This is a genomic window from Vicinamibacterales bacterium, from assembly GCA_036012125.1.
Classification (GTDB): Bacteria; Acidobacteriota; Vicinamibacteria; order Vicinamibacterales; family UBA823; genus UBA11600.
Window position 1 is genome coordinate 70,914 of the sequence record DASCOS010000005.1, and the last position, 14,550, is coordinate 85,463.

At 55.6% G+C, this 14,550-nt stretch carries 9 protein-coding genes; 4 read left to right on the forward strand and 5 right to left on the reverse strand.

The window, feature by feature from the left end:
* Positions 1-29 precede the first annotated feature (29 nt).
* Complete coding sequence (locus QGH09_02690) at positions 30-851, reverse strand: hypothetical protein (protein HJO17093.1); 822 nt, start codon at positions 849-851, stop codon at positions 30-32.
* 40 nt (positions 852-891) lie between these two features.
* Complete coding sequence (locus tag QGH09_02695; GenBank protein ID HJO17094.1) at positions 892-3,780, reverse strand: FAD-linked oxidase C-terminal domain-containing protein; 2,889 nt, start codon at positions 3,778-3,780, stop codon at positions 892-894.
* A 165-nt stretch (positions 3,781-3,945) separates the two neighbouring features.
* Here QGH09_02695 and QGH09_02700 point away from each other — a divergent pair, with 165 nt between their 5' ends.
* Positions 3,946-5,226 carry an SLC13 family permease gene (locus QGH09_02700; protein HJO17095.1) on the forward strand — a complete coding sequence of 427 codons (1,281 nt, stop codon included), beginning with the start codon at positions 3,946-3,948 and terminating at the stop codon, positions 5,224-5,226.
* A gap of 71 nt (positions 5,227-5,297) precedes the next feature.
* Here QGH09_02700 and QGH09_02705 read toward each other — a convergent pair whose 3' ends face one another.
* On the reverse strand, positions 5,298-6,083 hold the full coding sequence (locus tag QGH09_02705; GenBank protein ID HJO17096.1) for an enoyl-CoA hydratase/isomerase family protein: 786 nt from the start codon (positions 6,081-6,083) through the stop codon (positions 5,298-5,300).
* Positions 6,084-6,115: 32 nt separating this feature from the next.
* Here QGH09_02705 and QGH09_02710 point away from each other — a divergent pair, with 32 nt between their 5' ends.
* Both QGH09_02710 and QGH09_02715 read left to right on the forward strand, forming a co-directional pair.
* Positions 6,116-7,309, forward strand: coding sequence for a CoA transferase (locus tag QGH09_02710; protein HJO17097.1), 1,194 nt, complete (start codon positions 6,116-6,118; stop codon positions 7,307-7,309).
* A gap of 34 nt (positions 7,310-7,343) precedes the next feature.
* Positions 7,344-10,265: a DUF5107 domain-containing protein gene (locus tag QGH09_02715; GenBank protein ID HJO17098.1), complete on the forward strand. Its 2,922-nt coding sequence runs from the start codon at positions 7,344-7,346 to the stop codon at positions 10,263-10,265.
* Between the two features lie 71 nt (positions 10,266-10,336).
* Here the strand turns inward: QGH09_02715 and QGH09_02720 are convergent, their stop codons facing one another.
* The gene (locus QGH09_02720) at positions 10,337-11,332 is read right to left on the reverse strand and encodes an acetamidase/formamidase family protein (GenBank protein HJO17099.1); all 996 of its coding nucleotides are present in this window, start codon (positions 11,330-11,332) and stop codon (positions 10,337-10,339) included.
* A gap of 261 nt (positions 11,333-11,593) precedes the next feature.
* Between QGH09_02720 and QGH09_02725 the strand changes: the two genes are divergently transcribed.
* A complete protein-coding gene (locus QGH09_02725; protein HJO17100.1) occupies positions 11,594-12,718 on the forward strand; it encodes an aminotransferase class I/II-fold pyridoxal phosphate-dependent enzyme in 1,125 nt (374 codons plus the stop codon).
* A gap of 87 nt (positions 12,719-12,805) precedes the next feature.
* Here QGH09_02725 and QGH09_02730 read toward each other — a convergent pair whose 3' ends face one another.
* Positions 12,806-14,413: an alkaline phosphatase family protein gene (locus QGH09_02730; protein HJO17101.1), complete on the reverse strand. Its 1,608-nt coding sequence runs from the start codon at positions 14,411-14,413 to the stop codon at positions 12,806-12,808.
* Positions 14,414-14,550 lie beyond the last annotated feature (137 nt).

The window sequence follows — 14,550 nt, forward strand, 5'->3', positions numbered from 1 at the left end:
CTGAGAATTGGACGACCGGCAGTTGGTAACTACGTCTGCCAGAGTGCAATGTTGGCGTTACCGCTACCTGACGACTGTGTATAGGGACCGTATTGCTTCCCGGTGTAGGCGCGCGCCGATGTTTCATCAAGGCAACCGAGAAATGTTGCAAGGTTACGGCCGCCCATCTCACCGACAACCGCATCGTTGTACTCTTTGAACCAGCTCTTTGCTTCTGCGATCCGCCCCGACGTAAGCATCTGGATAAACTCATGGTCGAGCTGTTGCCGATCGTGGGTCGGCCACTCAGCAGGTCCCCGCACAAGCTCGTGTGAAAACGCACAACTGGCAGCGAAGAGTGCCCGCCGCCCAAGCCCTTCAGCGGCCCGACGGATGGCTGTCCCAGCTTTTAGGCACTCGTCAATGTCCGAACTGGGAACAGTCCCGATCAGGACGACTGCGAGTTCAGCGTCCGGGTCGAGATATTTTGCTGGCACCCACGATCCATAGTCCCACTGGAAATACTTGCTTTCATTGGGAGCGCCCGGAATGCCGTCTGCCTCGAATTCGCTCAAAATCGCGCGGCCCATTTCAGCGTCACCTCGCCAGTGATACGGCACACCGTCGATCAATTCGGGAGCTTCATTGGCAACACAGTGTCCAATATGTTCGGCCTGACACGTCACGTGCCAGTTAAACGTGCATACCCAGTGCGCTGAGTTGATGATGAGGACATCAGGCTTTGTCGCGCGGACCACTTCGCCCATTTCCTTCTGACTATTAATGAGTGCGTGGACGAAGTCTGGAGCTTTGTCCTCGATGCCCATCCTAGGCGTGTGTGGTGCGACGAGTGAATAGGTGATACCAGCCACGTTAAAGAACTCTATCCAATGGGGAGCGTATCACGTCTGATCAGCCGCTCGTGTTGAGAGCTCGGGCAAGAACTTGTACCACGTGTAAGGCGGTCCGGCCTGTCAGGTCGGCGATCTGGTGGCGGCAGGACGTCCCATTGGCGACGATGGTGGTGTCTTGCGAAGCTGCTCTGATGCGCGGAGCGAGGACACGCTCGGCCATAGCCACCGACAGGTCGTAATGACCGACTTCATAGCCGAATGAACCGGCCATGCCGCAGCACCCCGAATCGATCTCAGATACCTTGAGGCCTGGAATCAAGTCAAGTGCGGCACGAGTTGCGCGTGTTGTCGCGATCGCCTTCTGGTGACAATGGCCATGCAGAAGGACTTCTGAGTCTCTCGAACGCAAGTTGAGTGTCAGTTGCCCTGCTGCCGCTTCATTTGCGAGAAACTCCTCCACTAGCCAAGACCCAGCTGCGAGTGTCTTCGATTCTTCCGACTGCAACAAACTTGGGTATTCGTCGCGGAAAGTGAGTAGGCAGGAGGGTTCAAGGCCGAGAATCGGGACGCCGCGGTCGATATAAGGCAGCAATTGCATGACAGTGGCGCGCGCGGCATCGACCGCGGGTGCGTGCAATCCTTTTGAGATCTGTGGTCGACCGCAACACGTGGGTTTAGGTACAACGACTGTGTAGCCTGCTGCCTCAAGTACTCGTACCGCGTCAATCGCCACTGCAGGCTCGTAGTAATTCGTGAAGGTGTCAGCCAGAAGAACGACAGTTTTAGGTGAATGGACTTGGGTTCTTGCGGATTGCTGCTGCCACCAGCGCCAGAACGTGTCACGCCGGAAACGAGGAAGCGACCGGCGGCTGTCCAGACCGAGGACAGTGTTGGTCAACCATCGCAGCGGACCCCACTGACCAAGATTTGACAGCGGTGCAAAGGCCGACCCGATCGCCGCCACGGCATGGGCATGACCCAGCGCTAACGTGCGTAGCGGCACGCCAGTCCTAGCGTGATATTGCACCTGGAACTCGTACTTGTGCTCAGCCATGTCGACTTGCGACGGGCATTCGAGCTTACAGGCCTTGCACCCGATGCAGAGCTCCATCACCTCGTGCATCTCATCGGAGTACAGGCTTTCGGTTGGTAATCCACCAGAGATCGCCGCACGGAGTGCGTTGGCGCGGCCGCGCGTTGAATGCATTTCATCGAGTGTCACCATGTAGGAAGGACACATTGTTCCCACTTCCGATTTCCGACACCGAGCGTTTCCGTTGCACATTTCAATGGCCGAGTCCATTCCTCCGAATTCGGCATAGTCAAGAATAGGCACTGGGAAAGTAGTTGTGTAAGCGGCGCCGTATCGAAGATTCTCATCCATCGGCGGTGCATCAACCTTCTTGCCAGGGTTCATCCGGCCATGCGGGTCGAACGCCGCTTTCACTTCCCGGAACGCCGCATAGAGTGTCTCGCCGAATACCTTCGGGTTGAACTCAGATCGGGCGAGTCCCTCACCGTGTTCGCCAGAGTGTGTGCCACCGAATTTCATGGTTAGTTCAGTAACTTCTTCAGCAATCGCGCGGTATTTTCCAACGTCCTCTGCTTTTCGTAAGTCGAGCATTGGCCGAACGTGAAGGCACCCGACCGAAGCATGGCCATAGAAAGCCGCGCGAACGCCGTACCTATTGAGGACCTCTCTAAATGCGGCCGTAAACTCCGGCAATTGTTCGGGCGCGACCGCGGTGTCTTCCACGAAGGCGACTGGCTTCGCGCCCCCCCTTACGCTACCTAAGAGCCCGAGTCCAGCCTTACGAACCGTCCACACTTCAGCGCACCGTAAAGGTTCAGTCACCCTAACGACGTTGTCGCCGAATCCGAGGTCACGCATCAGAACAGAGAGAGTGTCAAGTTTCTTATTTAGTTGGCTGAGTTCCTCGCCAGCGAATTCAACAATTAACAGTGCTTCGGGGTTACCGTGGACAAAGTGAAGCTTGTCTCGATGGAGTGGTGACTCGCGTGCAAAATCGATCAATAACTTGTCACTGAGTTCAATGGCGTAGGGCTCCAATGTGACGATGGACGCCGAAGCGTGCATTGAATCCGAGAATGTTTTGAAATGACACACGCCAAGCACAGCATGCTTAGGCTTTCGGACGAGTTGCACGCGTGCTTCGGTGTTGATGGCGAGCGTACCTTCTGACCCAACGAGTAATCCAGCCAGATTGAACCCGTTCCGGAGCCCAAGCTCATCTAGGTTGTAACCGGCGACACGCCGCTGGATCTTTGGGAAACGCTGATCGATTTCGTCACGATGGGTAATTGCTAGGTCATTCACGGCCCGGATGATCAGAGCAGTCTCAGTGTCTTTCTGTAGCGTGGTCGCAAGTTCAGCCTCCGATAAACATCCAAACTTGAATACCGAACCGCTTGCGAGAACACCTCGGAGTTCGACAACGTGATCCACCATTTTGCCGTATTGGATCGACCGCGAACCGCATGAGTTGTTACCCACCATGCCACCCAGAGTGGCCTGCGAAGATGGCGACACTTCAGGGCCGAACATGAAGCCGGTCGGTTGCAGGAGACTATTAAAGTTGTCGAGTACGACCCCAGGTTGGATTCGTGCCCAAGTTTCCTCCAAGTTGATTTCAAGTACTTGGTGCATGTACTTGGAAAAGTCGATGATCACTGCCTCACCGACCGTTTGGCCGCCTAGGCTGGTACCGCCACCCCTAGGCAGGAGCGCGATCTGGTCGCGTGCCGTCAAGTCGACGATGCGCTGGACATCCTCGAAGTGCTTCGGAAACACAACGCCGATCGGAACGATTCGGTAACTGCTCGCGTCGGTGGAAAACAACTCGCGGGTCATCGGATCGAAGCGAACGTCGCCGTCAAGTTCCTGAGCAAGACGCTCCGCAATCGGATGCGTAGGGTGGCGTGTCACTTTCGGCACGTGACCACTGTACTTCGACTCGCTCGTAACGACCTAGAAACCTGACACCTCCGAGCCTCAGAACAGGAAATGTTAACTCGAGGGCCAAATCCGCTGAATGCCAGCGCCTTGATATACTCGTCGCGCTTTTTCCTTGAGGCTCTAAGGCTCTATTTGATGGATGTCGCTACCATTTCGTTACTTGCCCTATTAGTCACTATCGTTGTTAGCTGCACGATCCGGCTACACGTGGGTTTTCTGGCCATTGGTCTGGCCTGGTTAGTGGGTCTCCATGCCGGCATCGACGCAAATCAGGTCATGGCGGGTTTCCCAACCCGCTTGTTTCTGACGCTGGCTGGCGTGACCTTGTTGTTTTCACAGGCTCAGGCGAACGGCACCCTCGACCGGGTCGCGCGCCGAGCCGTGCTGTACTGCCGCGGCAACGCAGGTGTCATACCGATGATGTTTTTCGCGTTGGCCTTCGTGCTTGCCTCAATCGGACCCGGTAACATTGCCGCGACCGCAATCATTGCACCCATGGCGATGGTGGTGGCGGGGCAAGTCGGCATACCCGCGTTCTTGGTCGCGATAATGGTCGGAAACGGTGCCAACGCCGGTTCGCTATCGCCTATCGCACCTACCGGTATCATCGTCAATGGCATCATGGCCGATGTTGGGCTTACCGGGTTCGAGTGGCACAACTACCTCAACAACATGGTGGCGCACACGGTGATCGCCTTCGGCGCGTATTTCCTATTGGGTGGTATGAAGCTGATAAGGAGGCGCCACAATGGCGAGATTGAGGTTCCGGATAATCCTGGCACTGAGGAGGCCACCGATTGGAGCTTTGACCGGAGCCACTATGTGACGATGAGCGTAATCCTTACTCTTATTGTCGGCGTCATCTTTTTTGGAATAAACATCGGGATGGGTGCCTTTACGGGCGCCATTCTGCTATCGCTGCTCAAGGTAGGCGATGAATTGAAAGCAGTGAATCTGATGCCGTGGCGTGTCATCATGATGGTGTGCGGTGTGACCGTACTGATCTCATTGCTCGACGAGACCGGCGGCCTCGCTCTCTTCACCCAACTACTGGCTGGCATATCGACGCCGGATTCAGTAACGGCGGTCATAGCCTTTTCGACGGGCTTTATTTCAATTTACAGTAGCACTTCTGGTGTCGTCTTGCCGGCGATGTTACCGACGGTGCCGGGGCTTGCCAACTTACTGGGTGGAGTCGAGCCGATCGCAATCGCGTCAGCGATGAATGTCGGTGGCCACCTTGTCGATGTGTCAGCACTTTCAACTTTGGGTGCTCTCTGCCTGGCCGCCGCGCCAAAGACCGAAGACCCACGCGCCTTATTTAATAAGTTAATGGCTTGGGGTTTGTCGATGACGATTGTTGGTGCAGCTTACTGTTATCTGCTCTTCACAGTTCTGGGGATTGGCATACCGTAAAGCTCCCTGAATCGTCACAGTTTTCTGTGGAGTTTAGTAACAGCCGGCGCGGCAAGCCTAAGAATAGAGGGCTATTGCCCCAGCCACTTCGGTGGCCGTTTTGCTAAGAACGACTCGATGCCTTCGGCAAAATCGTCACTCGCGTAACAGAGTTCGATCAATTCGCGTCCATCAGCCGGGTCGGGTCGACGGCTAGCTAGAATCCTGCGGGTGATCTCCTTTGTGGCCATGATGGTTAGAGGCGCGTTTTCAGCAATGGCTGCGGCAACTTCACGCACCGACTGTGCTAGGTGGTGCGCCTCAACCACCCGGTTGACAAGACCCAGCGTGGCAGCCTCGGTCGCGTTGATCAGCCGCCCCGTGAAGATCATCTCCTTTACTCTCGCTGGTCCGATCAGATCGAGTAAGCGGGCGTGGTTGGCAACGGACAAACAATTACCAAGGGTTTTGGCAATTGGTATCCCGAATCTCGATTCAGGCGTGCAGTAGCGCAAGTCGCACGCCAACGCGATCGCGCAGCCGCCGCCAGTGGCTGCGCCTTCGATCTGAGCGATGGTTGGCTTTGTGACTCGTTCAAGACGGTCCATCACCTCGTCAAGCCGGCGTTCGTAGTTAACACCGTCACGAGGCGATTCGAACTCCCGGAACTGGCCGATGTCGGTGCCAGATACGAAGGCTTGGCCACCGGCGCCTTTTAATACGAGCGTGCGGATACCTTTAGTGGCGTCAACAGCGTCACACGCGTCGATCAAGGCTTGATACATGCTCCAAGTCATGGCGTTTCGCACATCCGGACGGTTAAAGGTCAAGGTGGCGATTGGACCGACTATTTCGAAGATTGTGTGAGATGTAGACACGATGAGTGGCTCCTGCGGTTAGAGTATTGACGATGCCCAGTAACGGTGCACTTGCCGATATCCGCGTCCTCGACGTCACCCAGGTGATGGCCGGGCCATACTGCGCGATGCTACTGTGCGACATGGGTGCCGATGTGATCAAGGTCGAACCACCCGAGGGCGACTCCTCCCGGCGGATGGCCGGAGCAAGCACCGCCGACAGTCCGAGCTTCAATGCAGTCAATCGGGGGAAGCGGGGAGTGGTTATCGACCTCAAATCGACCGAAGGACGGGGTGTTTTTGAACGGCTGGCGGCGTCAGCCGACGTCCTAATTGAGAATTTCCGTCCAGGTGTGATGGCCCGGCTTGGGCTGGACTACCCTCGGCTCGCGAACCAGAACCCTGGGCTCATCTATGCCTCGATTTCTGGGTACGGGCAGACCGGACCAAAGGCTAACCGAGGGGGATTCGACCTCGTAGCACAGGGTGTTTCTGGCATCATTTCGGTTACAGGTGAGCCAGGGAGAATTCCGGTTAAAGCTGGTGTACCTATTACCGATCTTGGCGCAGCGCTCTTTGCGGCGTCGGGGATCTTGGCGGCCCTATACCATCGCGCCGTGAGGACTGGGCGCGGCCAATATATCGACACCTCGCTTGTTGAGGCCGGTGTAGCATTCTCGGTATGGGAAGCGACGGAATATTTTTCTGGCGTGGGGGTGCCGGGCCCGCTCGGTTCGGCTCATCGGATGAGTGCTCCATACCAGGCGATCCGTTGCCTAGACGGTTACATTACGCTCGGTGCTGCCAATGATCGAATCTTCCGAAGGCTGTGTGACCTTCTTGGCCATCCAACATGGGCCGATGATGGGGACTACGCTGACGATACCGCCCGGGTCAGAAATCGGGAGGCCCTAGCACAGCAAATCCAGGGGATTACGGAAAAGGAATCCTGTCGCCACTGGCTTGATTTATTTGAGGCACACGATATCCCCTGCGGACCGATCAACGACTACGCGGCGGTGGTAAGGGATTCACAGATTCAGGCCCGGGGGATGGTGGTAGAGACCGAACACCCAACCCTTGGCACAATCAAGACACTAGGCTCACCGCTCAAGTTCTCTGAGACACTCATCGCAGCCGGTCAGCCTGCGCCGCTTCTCGGCCAGCATACGGACGCGGTTCTCCACGAGGCGGGCTACGATGATGAGGAAATTGCTCGCCTGCGAGATAAAAAGGCTGTGAAGTAACTGACGTCGCAGTTTCTAGAAAGCGTCTACGAACATGGCTGCCGTCACAACTTGGGCCGACCAGGTCGTCATTCCGACATACCCACTACATCCCGAAGATGTAAACCCCAGATTTTTTGAACTCGAAGGTACGCTTATCTACCCGTACCCTATGCAGGATCATCTCTCCCGGACGAGGGTGGACAAGACTTATCAAGCACTCTTTTTAGAGAACGAATACATTCGAGCGATGTGCATTTCTTCTCTTGGCGGGAGGATTCTTTCAGTCTACGACAAGATTCGAAGCCGCGAAATGTTCTACCGAAACAGAGTAATTAAACCCGGACTGATTGCTTTACGCGGCGCTTGGTTTTCCGGTGGCATTGAGTGGAATCGTGGTCCACAGAGCCATACCGTGACGAGTTATTCCCCGGTCGATGTCTTAACTGTGAAACATCTTGATGGTTCGGCTTCGTTCGTAATTGGCTATACAGAATTGAACTTCCGCACGGGATGGGAGGTCAGGTTTACACTTCACCCGGGCCGCGCGTGTATCGACGAGCGGGTGACCATCTTTAACCCGACTGATTTTCCACACAGCTATTATTTCTGGAACAACACGGCCTTTCGGAACACCCCAGGGACGCGGTTCTGTTATCCGATGAAGGCTGCGAGTGACCACGATCGCTTCTTCCCGTGGCCGATCTATCAGAATCGCGACCTGCGGTGGCTGAAGAACTATCCTGACGCGACGCCTGTATTTGCCTACTCGTGCCCATTCGATTTCTTCGGTGTTTACGACCTCAGGGAGGACTACGGTGTGGTGCAGTGTGCCAACCATCATGTCGTCCCTGGCAAGAAAGCTTGGACTTGGGGACAGTCGGATGCTGGAAGGATGAGCCAGACCGCGCTCACGGACGATGCGAGCTCTTATATAGAAGTGCAAAGTGGACCGCTCCGAACGCAGACTGACTACGCTGTCCTTGGGCCGGGCCAACAAGTCGCTTGGCAGGAGTGGTGGTATCCCGTGGCTGGTTTGGGAACGGGTTTCGAGTACGCGACCAAAGACATTGCGGTTGAGCGCACCGCTCGTGATGGGAAAGTCCAGTTCAAAGTTGCTGCGACTGCGGCACACCCCGGCGCTCGGTTTGAGGTCCGACGAAATGCCATCTCACTGTTGGCTAACTATGTGGATCTGACTCCGGACACCCCAACTCAGATTGATTTGAGCCTAGAGGCAGAATGCTTGGTTGAGGTGCAGGTTACCGCTGCGGACGGCAGGCTACTCGCGGAGTACCAATCGCCATTGGAGATTCCCGAGGTGCAGATTCCGACGGAATTGCATAGCGAGTGGTCCGAGCCCAAGAGTGCCGACGATATGCACGAGCGTGGCGTTGAGTTTGACCGGTTGATGGACCGTGTTAATGCTAGGAAGTGGTACAGGTGGGCGAGTGAGTCAGAGCCCTCACATATTGGAGCCCTTGTTGCCCTTGCGAGACTGGATGTACAGGCGGGGTTGTACGAAGTTGCTGACGAACGGTTGGCGAGCGCCTTGGCGAGAAAACCAGACGATGGCCCAGCTCGGTACTTGCGGGGGATTGTCCGTCTTAGACAGGACCGGAGTGACGAGGCGTTCGCATGTGGAATTAAGGCTTCAACTCACCGGGACACCGAATCGCTGGGGCTGGGCGTTGCTGCCCGCGCATTGATGCGACAAGGTGCGTTTCAGGAAGCTTTCACGATGTTTAGCACGGCATACGAACTGGGCGATCTGGACCGTGTCCGGCTGTTTGAGTGGATGATGCTCGCGATGCACTTCTCGGGTGAGTCAGTCCGTGCAAGGAGTTTAGCGAAACAGGTAATCGCTGAGGGTAACGCCCGTTTAGTGCCGCGCGCTGTAGTTGCAATGGTAGATGGTGGTGATTGGAAACGATTCGCGACAGAGACACGCTCCTTTCTTGGTGAGTTCGAATTTGCTTACCTAGAACTTGGTCTGTGTCTTGCCGACCTTGGACTTTTTGATGATGCGACCAGCATGCTACGCGCAACGCTCGTTGAGGGCCCCCTCAACGAGGTGGTGCGCCCGTTGCCGCTGTACCACGTTGCCTACTACATGGCTCGTGCTGGCAAAGATGACGTGGCAACAGAGTGGCTCCACCGCGCCCAGACCACTTGCGAAGATTATGTTTTTCCTTCGCAGGTCGACGCCTTACCTATCCTTAGGTACGCAATTGAACGACAACCCGCTGATGCAAGAGCCCATCTGTATCTTGGCAACCTACTTGCTGGGCTAGGACGGCTGGATGATGCGGTGCGGCACTGGAAACAAGCCGTGCAACAGGATCAAACGTTAAGCGTGGCGTTTAGAAATCTTGGAATTGATGCCTGGAAGCGACAGGGTGTCTTAAGCGATGCAGCCGACTGGTTTCGTCAGGGTGTTGTGGCCAGGCCATCTGATCAAGTGATGCATCGCGATCTTGCGAACGTTCTCATTACTCTGGGGCACCGTCGGGAAGCGATCTCACTCTTGAAGAGCATGTCCCCAGCGCCATCTCTCCGGAATGATGTGACAACAGTGTTGGCACGCGCCTATCTTGACGAGCATCAATGTGATGAGTCGCTAGACGTGCTTGAGACCGCGACCTACTCGAACTGGGAAGGTGATATCGATAATTGGCTGGTTTTTGTTGGTGCTCACGTCGAACGAGGTCGTGAACGACTAAAAAATGGCGATGCGCTCCTGGCCTTGGAGGATTTTGAGGCGGCCCTGACCTACCCCAAACACCTACACGTTGGACGTCCGTCACAACCACGCGAGGCCAAGGCCTTGTATTGGAAGGGATACGCTCTGGCTGCACTTAGCCGCACTTCTGAGGCGCGTGCTGCTTGGCAAGCCGGTGCCGCCGGCGCGCCAATGAACGAAGAGCAGAAAGATTACATTTCGAAGTGTGAAGAGCAGCTAGAAACCGAAAGCTAGCCCGCTTAAACCGCTGCCGAACTCTGACTTCTGACAAGCACCGAAAAGGAAAAAACCGACGTCGTCACGCTTTACTGTAGGAACTCCTTACGAATTTTTGCCGCGATCGTGAAGTGTGGGTCTACAACCTGAACGACCTCGTATTCGAGTACGTGGCCCATGAGTAGCGACGAGCCACGCTCATCGTATCCATAATCGGTCATGAGCCAGCGCTGCAATTCGGTTGTTGCATGCTGCAGTGCCTGCAGTAATGGACGTGCGCTGCCGAGAACAATGATGTATTCATCCGTTTCAATACGTGGCCAGCCAATCTTCTTGGCCTTGATTAGTTCGACAGAGAATTCAACATCCATCGAGACCTCAAGGGCGTTGCCGACGACCTCACCCTCTCCCTGCCGTGCATGACCGTCACCGATGAACAGTAAAGCCCCAGGTTCAAATACCGGGAGCATTACTGCAACTCCTGCGACCATTCCGAAGTAATCGAGATTTCCACCAAATTCGCCTGGTGTTGCAGTCCAGACGGCTTCCTTTCGAGGCGGTGCGACAGCCACGCAGCCGAGCATTGGCCGAAAGGGAATCTCAATGCCTTGTTCCCGTGAAGCTGCCGTCGTCGGTCGCGCCATACGCTCCACAAGATCGAGTTCCCAGACTTCCATTTGCTGTTCTTTGAGCGCCTCATATCGCAAGAATGCCGGATCGGCAGCGTAGGGAGCCAATATCGAACTTGAGAACGCAGTGTCCCGATTCGGTTCGATCTTCTCTAATTTCACAACAAGGACATCTCCTGGTTCGGCGCCTTCGACGTAAAATGGGCCAATTTGCGGATTTGGGCCTCGTGCAACCTGCCTTCCATTCTCGTCGCCGCCGCGCGCGTCGATCGTTTTAGTCACAACGTGGTCCCCAGGGCTGATCCGTAAGGCCACAGGATGGTCGAACGAGAACGTGTTGTAATAAGTGGTTGCGTTAAACTCGTGAGTTGTTTGCGCAGTTGAAAATGTTGGAACTGTTGCACAGAGGAACCAAGCGCCGAAGTGAAGCGCTATCCGGACCATGGTCAGACGCATCGAGATCTCCTATAGCTGTGAAGCAGGCTGATTCTATCGTTTCGCGACCAGAAAACTAAGACCAACTACAATTCTTCCTATACGGGACTAGAGTGAATACATTAGGCTTAGCCCGCAGGCGCTGGCCTTCCAGAAGTTGCGTGGAACACAATAGCGATCGTGCGTGTGTAACTCTTCATGAATCCACATGGATGACGCTGTAAGAATAGAGGTTAAGGAGCACTAAGGCTCAGAAGCATAGTCGGTAGTGGAGTTCGCTGAATGTCAAAATTCCAGCCTTTTGTAATGGAACGATTGTTGTCGAAGTGGGAAAACCAAGTTGAGTACAACCTGTCTGAGAGTGGCGTGCATCCGGCGACGGTGCGCGAACTCATTCCCGATCCGGAACAGGTGGAGCAACTCCTGTCGACCGAGATTGTCTACTCACAAGCCAACGGTATACCGGAACTGCGTGAGCGGATTGCCGCGCTCTACCCGGGCGCGACTTCGGAAAACGTCCTGGTCACAGTCGGGTGTATTGAAGCCAACCTTCTCTCGTTGCAGACCCTAGCCGAACCGGGTGACGAAATTGCAGTCATGGCCCCGAACTATTTACAGGTCTGGGGTGCAGCACAGAACCTTGGCATGGTTGTTCGGACATTTGACTTGTCAAGCGACCGGAAATGGGAACTCGACGTTGACTCACTTAGTCAGGCTGTTACAGATCGCACTAAGCTTATCGCCGTTTGTAATCCAAACAACCCGACCGGTCACATCATGTCGTCAGCGGAGATGGACGCCGTCGTTACGGCGGCGGATCGAGTCGGTGCTTGGATATTGGCTGACGAGGTCTATAGTGGCGCCGAGCGCCTAACCGACGAGCAAACCCCTTCATTCTGGGGGCGTTACGATAAGGTCTTCGCCAATAACAGCCTGAGTAAAGCGTGTGGTTTGCCCGGATTAAGGGTGGGATGGATTGTTGGGCCACCCACTGAGGTCGATGAGGCGTGGGCACGTCACGAATACCTAACGATCAGTGTAGCTACGCTCTCGAACCAACTTGCCGCAGTGGCCTTATCTCCCGAGATGAGACCGAAACTGTTGCAGCGCACGCGCGACTACATACGGCGTGGTTATAAGATTTTCGAAGAGTGGATGCAGTCGCAAGGCAATTTATTATCGATCGTCCCGCCCGGTGCCGCGGCGATCGCGTTTCCGCACTATGAACTAGAGGTAAACTCCACAACCTTCGTCGAACGGTTAATCAAAGAAAAAAGCGTGCTTGTTGCACCAGGTGATCACTTCAACGTCGACCGGCACCTGCGGATCAGCTTCGGGTTACCAGCCGAGTATCTTCGTGGTGGACTTGAACGGATCCATCAACTATTGACCGAGATGACTAACTGATTACTTCGGCTGTCTTGTAAGCTGGCCCGGTCTCTGACGACCGGGGATGAGGGTGCGGACAGTTTTTCGGCGCCGACGTGTGAGGAATTAATAATCGCCAAGCGCCTCGGTAAGGACACGCCCATCGGTACGTGCGAGTGTCACCCCCGCGATTGCTGCTAGCGTTGGTGTAATGTCGGCTGGAGTAACTTCAGCTAAATAGTGCCCTGGGGTGATCTGATCACCCATCAGGAGAATGGGGACACGGGTGTCGTAGTCATAACTGGTGCCGTGGCCGGATGCATTGACGGAGGTTGTCCAGTAGGGCCGAGGCACGATCAGGAGATCCCCGCTCCGTCCCGGATAATAGTTTCTGGCCAAAGCCCGTTCGATGGCATTTCCTGAATTGCGTCGCTCGCGGATTGTGTCCCCACGATAAACCTCAGCCACGCCCTCCACGGCTCGGATAGCGTCGGCGACGCGCTCGAGCGCGCCCTCCTGGTCCACAAGACGCGCGTATATGCCGGGTTCGAAATAGAAGTCCTGCTCTTCGAACCTGGCGACGTGGCGACCTGGCCCAAACTGCCTGCGGATTGCTGTTTCAGCAGCATCAATGATCTGCTGCGCTGGGATGCGACCGGCATCGGCCAATCGTGCTCGGCGCTCAGGAATCGGCGCTACACCGTGGTCAGCTGTCAACGCAACAACGTAACGACCGGAGCCCACGGTAGTGTCCAATTTATCGAAGAGACGACCTAGCATCCGGTCTAACTGAATGAGAACGTCTTGCACCTCGTGACTCTGTGGGCCGAAGCGGTGACCCGCCCAGTCCAGTGCTGAGAGGCCGAGAGCGAGGTAATCGGTTGCTTCCCGTTGGCCAAGGTCCAATGCGTCGACGGCGGTGCCTGCCAGTTGCCCGAGGTAATCATTTGAGCGAGGGCTGGCCATCCATTTCTGGTAGAAAAGCAGGTCAGGGCGGTCGCCCAGGCCAATCAGGGTGTGTGGCAATCCAGTGGTCCATCCTTCAAACGGACGGCTCACGTCAACGGAGCCGGAAAACAGATACAGGTTTTCGGGCAGCGCCCGAGTCCAGATCTTGCCCAGGTCATTAGCGACCGGATTAGCGTCAAGAAATTGTTCGATAAAGACCACCGGTTCACGAGTGTAGGCGGTCGACGTAACCCAGGCGGTGCCCTGCCGCCAGAGCGCGACATCAGCACCATGCCCAGCCAACATCACGGCCACCCGAGGTTTCATCGACAGGCTCACGACACGTGCCGAGGCCTGCACCCGCAACTCATCACTGAGTGTCGGAACCATCAGGTTATCTGGACCCAGGGTAGCCTCTACCGGGTCGTCATAACTAATGAGCGGGGAGTCAGAGTTATCGGCACAGGCTCGGAGACGTCCCTCGGCACGGTCATACCAATTGTTGCCGATGATGCCATGGGTTTCTGGAAGACTTCCCGTTGAGATGGTGGCGTGGCCGACACAGGTGTTCGTCTGGAAGTATGGATAAGCCGCTTGGCGGAACCAGGCTCCGTTGTCGATTAAACGTTTCAGACCAGAGGTCCAATGATGCTGAAACCGATCGAGGTAGTCAGCTCGCATCTGATCAACAACCAGAAGCACGACAAGTCTTGGTGACTCCGATTGGGCCTTAGGTGGGAAAGCCGCAAACAGTAGAAGGACAATCGCTATTACAACGCCACGCACAATGTCTCAGGATCCGTCATACGAGGGTTGCGGGTCAACCCCACCTGGGGGTTCTGAACCGGGCGTTGCCTAGACCGGGATTCCTCTACCAAGCGAAACCGGTCGTCAACCACGGATAGGTGTCTTCGCCGCATCAT

Coding starts and splice junctions, on each gene's coding strand:
- QGH09_02700 (HJO17095.1), top strand. CDS start 3,946: ATGGATGTCGCTACCATTTCGTTACTTGCCCTATTAGTCACTATCGTT.
- QGH09_02710 (HJO17097.1), top strand. CDS start 6,116: ATGCCCAGTAACGGTGCACTTGCCGATATCCGCGTCCTCGACGTCACC.
- QGH09_02715 (HJO17098.1), top strand. CDS start 7,344: ATGGCTGCCGTCACAACTTGGGCCGACCAGGTCGTCATTCCGACATAC.
- QGH09_02720 (HJO17099.1), bottom strand. CDS start 11,332: ATGCGTCTGACCATGGTCCGGATAGCGCTTCACTTCGGCGCTTGGTTC.
- QGH09_02725 (HJO17100.1), top strand. CDS start 11,594: ATGTCAAAATTCCAGCCTTTTGTAATGGAACGATTGTTGTCGAAGTGG.